Annotated in this window: 5 protein-coding genes; all 5 read right to left on the bottom strand. The window is 51.4% G+C overall.

The genetic code is table 11. The features are described 5' to 3' along the window. Positions 1-261: 261 nt before the first annotated feature. Positions 262-1,833 carry a sodium-dependent transporter gene (locus Q8O92_08575; GenBank protein ID MDP2983369.1) on the bottom strand — a complete coding sequence of 524 codons (1,572 nt, stop codon included), beginning with the start codon at positions 1,831-1,833 and terminating at the stop codon, positions 262-264. Further along, positions 1,830-2,114, bottom strand: coding sequence for a Smr/MutS family protein (locus Q8O92_08570; protein ID MDP2983368.1), 285 nt, complete (start codon positions 2,112-2,114; stop codon positions 1,830-1,832). The genes Q8O92_08575 and Q8O92_08570 overlap by 4 nt, the downstream gene beginning before the upstream one ends. A 149-nt stretch (positions 2,115-2,263) precedes the next feature. Beyond that, positions 2,264-3,370, bottom strand: coding sequence for a putative porin (locus Q8O92_08565; protein ID MDP2983367.1), 1,107 nt, complete (start codon positions 3,368-3,370; stop codon positions 2,264-2,266). A 178-nt stretch (positions 3,371-3,548) separates the two neighbouring features. Beyond that, positions 3,549-4,655, bottom strand: coding sequence for a putative porin (locus Q8O92_08560; protein ID MDP2983366.1), 1,107 nt, complete (start codon positions 4,653-4,655; stop codon positions 3,549-3,551). A 207-nt stretch (positions 4,656-4,862) separates the two neighbouring features. Further along, positions 4,863-5,882, bottom strand: coding sequence for a phosphate ABC transporter substrate-binding protein PstS (gene pstS, locus Q8O92_08555; protein ID MDP2983365.1), 1,020 nt, complete (start codon positions 5,880-5,882; stop codon positions 4,863-4,865). Positions 5,883-6,152 lie beyond the last annotated feature (270 nt).

The following is a 6,152-nucleotide window of genomic DNA, read 5'->3' as shown; positions in this document are numbered from 1 at the left end:
GTCGTTTTATATGAAAAAAGAAGACGAGTTGTTAACTACAGCCCCCTATCCCTCGGTCCCTTGCCGCTTCGCGGGAACGATGAAACCGTTTACCCCCGTAGGGGGCAAGGGAAGTCGTTGCTTCACAGTCGATTCCTGCCCCCTCTGGGGGAAGGATGTCCGAAGGACACGGGGTCCCCGCTCGTACGCAGTACGTGCGGGGTGGATTGAAGGGGGCTGCTTCCAACAATCTTAACTTTTGTAGAAGGCTCGGAATGTGATTTACCTTTCATCATCATTAGCCGGAAGCTCTCTTCCCCTCCAGGCGCGAAATACCAAAAATGTCAAAAATAGAATGAAAGCTGCAATCGCTATTCTCGTACCGATTACCCATGCCCGGTTCTCCGGGGACACCCCTTCCATCCGGAAAGTCGGGATCGCCATCTGAACTGTCCAGGTGACAAGGATGATGAGCAGGAAGGTTGGTGTGACATACTTGACGACGAATTTGAATATCGGGGGAATGGTAATATCGGCGCCGTGGTGTGTCTCGCGCCAGGCGCGGTCGATGCCTATCACCCAGCCAAAAATGACCGCCTCGATTGTGCCGAGCAGCACGAGGCTGACCGTTCCGCCCCAGAAGTCCAGCTCCTCCATGACACCGTGGGAGATGCCGAAGATGACCCCCTGGCAGGCGATGAAGCAGAATACCAGGGCGATAAGGGTTGCCTTACGGCGCCCGAGGCCGAACTCTTCATCGAAAAATGCCACCGCCGGCTGGAGCATGGCCACCGAGCTCGTCGTTCCGGCGAAGAACAGCATGATGAACCAGATGAACGCCAGCAATGCGCCGAAGTGCATGAACCCGAAGATTTGGGGCATGGTCACGAAACCGAGGTTGTACGAGCCGCCGTTGGCGATATCGACAAGTCCTGCGGGGCCCATGAACACGAACGCCGCCGGGATCACAATGGAACCGCCGATGATCACCTCTGCGAATTCGTTGAGGCTCGTGGCGGTAAGGCCGTTGAGGGTCACATCATCCGATCGCTTGAGGTAGCTCGCATAGGTAAGGATGATTCCCATGCCGATGCCGAGGGTGAAGAATATCTGCCCGGCGGCGGCGAGCCAGGTCTTTCCGCTTTTGAGGCAGGAGAAATCGGGATTCCAGAGGTAGCCTAAGCCATTCAGTACATTCCAGTCCGGGTGCTGCGCGTTCGCGGCTCCGAGGGTCAGCACCCTGATCATAATGACGATTCCGAGGAGGATGAGGATCGGCATGGCGAATTTGTTGAATATCTCGATGCCCCCCTGGACGCCTCTCCAGACGACGATAAAGTTGAGGGCGAAGGTAACGAGAAAGAAGAAGTACGCCTGGCCGATGCCGTCGAACCACGTGTTCTTCACGATTCCCTGGTAGGCGAGGAGAAATTCTTTGGTGGACGAGCCGTCCCGGGCCGCCTGCATGAGCGAGCCGAAAAGGGATTGGAAGGCGAATCCCAGGAGCCACGATTCAACGTAGGTATAATAGATGAAGATGATTATCGGTGAGAATATGCCGACCACGCCGAAGTACCGGAGGAAACGGTTGCGTGTGGTAACGGCGAAGATGGAAGGCGCGGTCCCGTAGCCGTGAATGCCGCCATACCTGCCCAGAGTCCACTCTACCAGCATGAGCGGAAATCCCAGGAGCACAAGCGATACGAAATAAGGGATGAGAAAGGCACCCCCACCGTTCTGCGCGGCCTGCACCGGGAACCGGAGGAAGTTTCCGAGCCCGATAGCCGACCCGGCCACGGCGAGAATGACACCGAATCGCGAACCCCAGGACTCACGAATTTTCTGTGCAGTCATTCTTTTTTCTCCAAAGGTTTTAGTATAGCTATGGTCGCGCCCCACCCGGAGGCATCGGAGGGGGTCTGGAATTCGATGCAATACGTGCAGTTTTTAAGAAATGAATGCACGATCTCCCTTAGGACACCCTGCCCCTTGCCGTGAATGATGCGCACCCGGAGAATGCCCCGCGCGCGGCACTCGGTCAGGTATTCGGAGAGCACCGACTTGACATCCTTCGGCTGGAACATGTGCAGATCGAGGATGCCGTCGACCGGGTAATCGAAAATTTCTTCTTCCATTCTCAACACTCATTCGGAGAAGAAATAGATACTGAAACAAGTTCAGGATGACGTCATGCCGAACATGTTGCCGTTTCACGGGAACGATGAAACCGTTTCGGCATCTACTCTTATGAACTAGCGCATATATATTGACACGATGACTGCAATCAGAAATTAAAAGAAAGATCAAAATCCATCCGTGTGAAATCAAGCCCGTTGGCGATCCCCTTCTGGTTTTTGTAATAGCTCAGACCTGCGGTGATGTTCCGGGCGGCCTGAAAGTCGGCGCCGAATACCCAGCCTTTGTTGTCGGTTCCGCTCCCGGCGAACTCTGAATCGGTGAAAACCCCGATAACTGCATCCTTCTCCAGTTTCCGGTATTGTATCCGTAAAGCCCAGGAGCCGGGATTGGCCGTTTTCCCAAGGGAGATGCCTGCGAAATACCCCAGCCCGGCTTTGACATCCGGTGCCATGTTGGCTACATAATCCGCCTGAATATCCAGCGGGAAACCCGGTTTTGTGGTAGAAATTTCGCCGAAAACCTCCGCCATCCGGTAATCGAAGAGATACAGCTTGCCGGCATCCACAGAGTTTCCGTAGCTTTTTGCCGGATCGTAGAAAGTGGGGAACCCCCTGCTGTTCAAATAATCGTAGAAGCTGGCGCCAAGGATTACATTTCCTGACGAATCCGTATGTTTCAGCCCGACCTGGCCGCCCAGTAAATAGGAGTCTTTTGCGGCGGCGCGCTCCTCGACATCAAAAAAGGCGCAGTTGATAAAAAAACCCATCGGTTTGGATGTCCCGGAACACAGAATTGCCAGCCCTTCCGGGTTGAGGTCAGTGTCCCAGATCAACTGGCTGCGGGCGACTGTATAGAAAGGATTTTTTATCTTTCCACCCTGAACTTTAAGGCCGGTAATGGGTGTGGTCCAATCGATGTACGCCAGATCGAGCCATACCTGTTTTTTCGAAAAACCACCTGTCATATCCTGAATCTCTGTAGTCGGAGAATTGTTGATTCCGGTAGCCAGTCCTGCTATGATATTCACATTTTCTTGTACAGCGGCGGTCATATTCAGACGGAGACGGAATCTGTCGCGGTTTCGCTGTTCCATATTTTCTTCTTTGGAATATTGATGGCGATAACGGAAATCCCCCTTGAATACCAGGGCGCCGGCGGGAGAGAAACTGAGCGTCTGTGAATATGATGCAGTTGGCAGAATTCCAAGAATTGCGGACAGGAGAATTGCTCGTTTTTGTATCCGATACTTCACTAAAAACCTCCCTGAATAGTTTTTTTTTGCTTGGAAAAGTCATATCTGCTATGGTATACCTTTTTTTCTGCATTTTCAAGCCAGAAATAGCGAGAAGCACTGGGAATAGGCTGGTTTTTTTAAAAAAAGGGCAGAAGGATACTCTCTTCTGCGCCTTTTCGTCGGGGAGACAGGGAGGCTAGAACTTGAAGTTGGTATCTATCTGCACGCGGTTGTAATCCGCTCCGTTGGTGAGACTCTTTGTATTTTTGAACCAGGTGAGATTGAGGGTGATGTTTTTTGCGGTCTGGTAGTCAGCATTGAATACAAAGCCCTTGTTGTCGGCGCCGCCACCGGAGAAGTCGGAATCGTTGAATGCTCCGATGACCGCATCCTTTTCCAGATTCCTATATCCGGCTTTTATATCCCAGGTACCGGGAACTGTCGTTTTGCCCAGTGACGCGCCGATATAGTAACCCTTATTTTTTTGGACATCTTTTGCTACATTGGTTACATAGTCGCCCTGGAAGCCAATCGGAAGACCGAACTGAGAGAGATTCAGTTCGCCGAAAGCTTCAACCAACCGGTAATCGTACAGGTACAGCTTTTTAGCATCCACCGAGTTTCCGAAGCTTTTCGCAGCGTCATAAAAAGTGGCGTATCCCTTGCCATGTACGTAATCAAAGTAGCTGCTGCCGAGGGTTATATCGCCAAAGCTTCCAGCCTTCTTTACTCCCGCCTGCCCTCCAGCGAGGTAGGAATCCTTATCAGCAGCGCGCTCCTGAACCCAGAAAAATGAGCCGTTGGCGAAAACATCCACCGGAGCCGCGGTTTTGGTGAATTGAAACGAAAGTCCTTCGGGATTGAGATCATGATCCCAGATCAACTGGTTCCGGCCAACCGCCAAGAAGGGATTTTTCACCTTTCCGCCCTGGATTTTCAAACCGGGCATGGGAGTTGTCCAGTCGAAATAGACCTGATCGATCCAGATCGGTTTGTCAGAAAATCCCCCGGTCAAATCCTGGTTGGAGGAAATAGGGTCGTCTGAAGAGCCGCTGGCCAGAGCGAAGATGAAGTTGACACTCTTGTCCACAGTTGCAGTCATATTCAGCCGGGCGCGGAGTCTCTGACGGTCCCTCTGATCGGTGTTTTCCTGCTTTATATATTCATGCCGGTACCGCAGGTCGCCTTTGAAAACCAGGTCGCCTGTTGAAAAGGCAATCTGACCCTGGGAATGGGAGACAGCGGGAAAGATTCCTATAATTGAAATCAAAACTATTGCCCGCTTTACATTCAGATGTTTCATTGTACACTCCTTGGTTAAGGTTTGCCCGTTGAAAAATGATGTTGTGCTGTTTGTACCATGTTTACATAACTTGACGATAAGTTTCATCGTACCTTCTTTGGGATAGATGCCGAAACAAGTTCGGCATGACACGTGTCATCCTGAACTCGTTTCAGGATATGATAACTCTTCCGTGAGTATGTCGTCATGTATAAATCTCGGTTGCTATCACTGCTTAACGGTTGATTTCCAGACCGGGCTTCCGCTTGATGTTACATCCTTCGCCCAGCGCTCTTCCACCAATTTTACCACCTGGTCCGGCATGGGAACGTAAAAGAGCTTACGTGCAGTTTCACCACCGTTACGGAAACACCAGTCGAAAAAATTGAACATGCTCCCGGCCATTTTTTGGTCCTTCTGCTCCTTGTAGATGAGGATGAAAGAGGCGCCGGTGATCGGCCAGCTCTGTTTTCCGGGCTGGTTGGTCAGCACCATGTAAAATCCCGGGGCGTTTTTCCAGTCGGCATTGGCGGCCGCCGCCTGGAAGGTTGCAGTGGTGGGCTGGAGAAATTCACCGGCGCTGTTCTTGAGCTGGGTGTGCGCCATCTTGTTGGTTAAAGCGTATGCGAATTCCACATACCCGATCGAGCCTAGGATGCGGGTCACATAAGCCGCGACGCCTTCATTGCCTTTTCCGGCGACACCGACCGGCCAGGCCACCGCTTTGTCGGTTCCGACCTTGCTGTGCCATTCAGGGGAGACCTTATCAAGGTAGTTTGTGAATATCCAGGTTGTTCCGGAGCCATCGGAACGGTGCACCACAGTGATAGCACGATTCGGGAGGTTGACTCCCGGATTTATCGCTTTGACAGCCGGGTCGTTCCAGTTCTTGATCTTACCGAGGAAAATGTCGGCCAGTACTTCAGGGGTGAGCCGCATCTGACCCGGTTTGATACCTTCTACGTTCACCACCAGTGCAACCCCGCCCATAATCATGGGAAACTGGATGAGACCGCTCTGAGCAAGCTCCTCCTTGGTGAGAGGAGCGTCCGAAGCGCCGAAATCCACCGTTTTGGCCTTTATCTGCTGGATACCGCCGCCGGAACCGATGGACTGATAGTTGAGTTCCATTCCGGTAATCTTGTTATATTGGAAAGCCCATTGTGAATACAGGGGGTAGGGGAAAGTGGCGCCCGCTCCGTTGAGTTTCTGGGCATGTACCGAGATTGCCGATACAAGCGATGTCATGGCCACAAGAATCAGCAAAATCCTGAGTAATCTGATCCACTGATTGTTCATTTCATTCCTCCTTTTTGAGATTTGGGTTCTGTCAAAAGTATTATGAAATTTAACACTTAAAGATCAGATATTATTAAGGTTAGCAAAATTATGATGTTCTCCCCCTTGTCTAACTACCAAAATATTTTCTCAAAAGGGGCTTTAAATCAAAAAAATACAAATCGTTGCGTGTATTGTTGTAGTAGCTGTGGTAATGTGGGAAAACGTGAAACGTTTTTC

It is taken from the genome of Candidatus Latescibacter sp. (assembly GCA_030692375.1).
In the GTDB taxonomy this organism is placed as follows: domain Bacteria; phylum Latescibacterota; class Latescibacteria; order Latescibacterales; family Latescibacteraceae; genus JAUYCD01.
This window is presented reverse-complemented; position numbering and strand designations above follow the sequence as displayed.

Coding starts and splice junctions, on each gene's coding strand:
- Q8O92_08575 (MDP2983369.1), bottom strand. CDS start 1,833: ATGACTGCACAGAAAATTCGTGAGTCCTGGGGTTCGCGATTCGGTGTC.
- Q8O92_08570 (MDP2983368.1), bottom strand. CDS start 2,114: ATGGAAGAAGAAATTTTCGATTACCCGGTCGACGGCATCCTCGATCTG.
- Q8O92_08560 (MDP2983366.1), bottom strand. CDS start 4,655: ATGAAACATCTGAATGTAAAGCGGGCAATAGTTTTGATTTCAATTATA.
- pstS (MDP2983365.1), bottom strand. CDS start 5,882: ATGACATCGCTTGTATCGGCAATCTCGGTACATGCCCAGAAACTCAAC.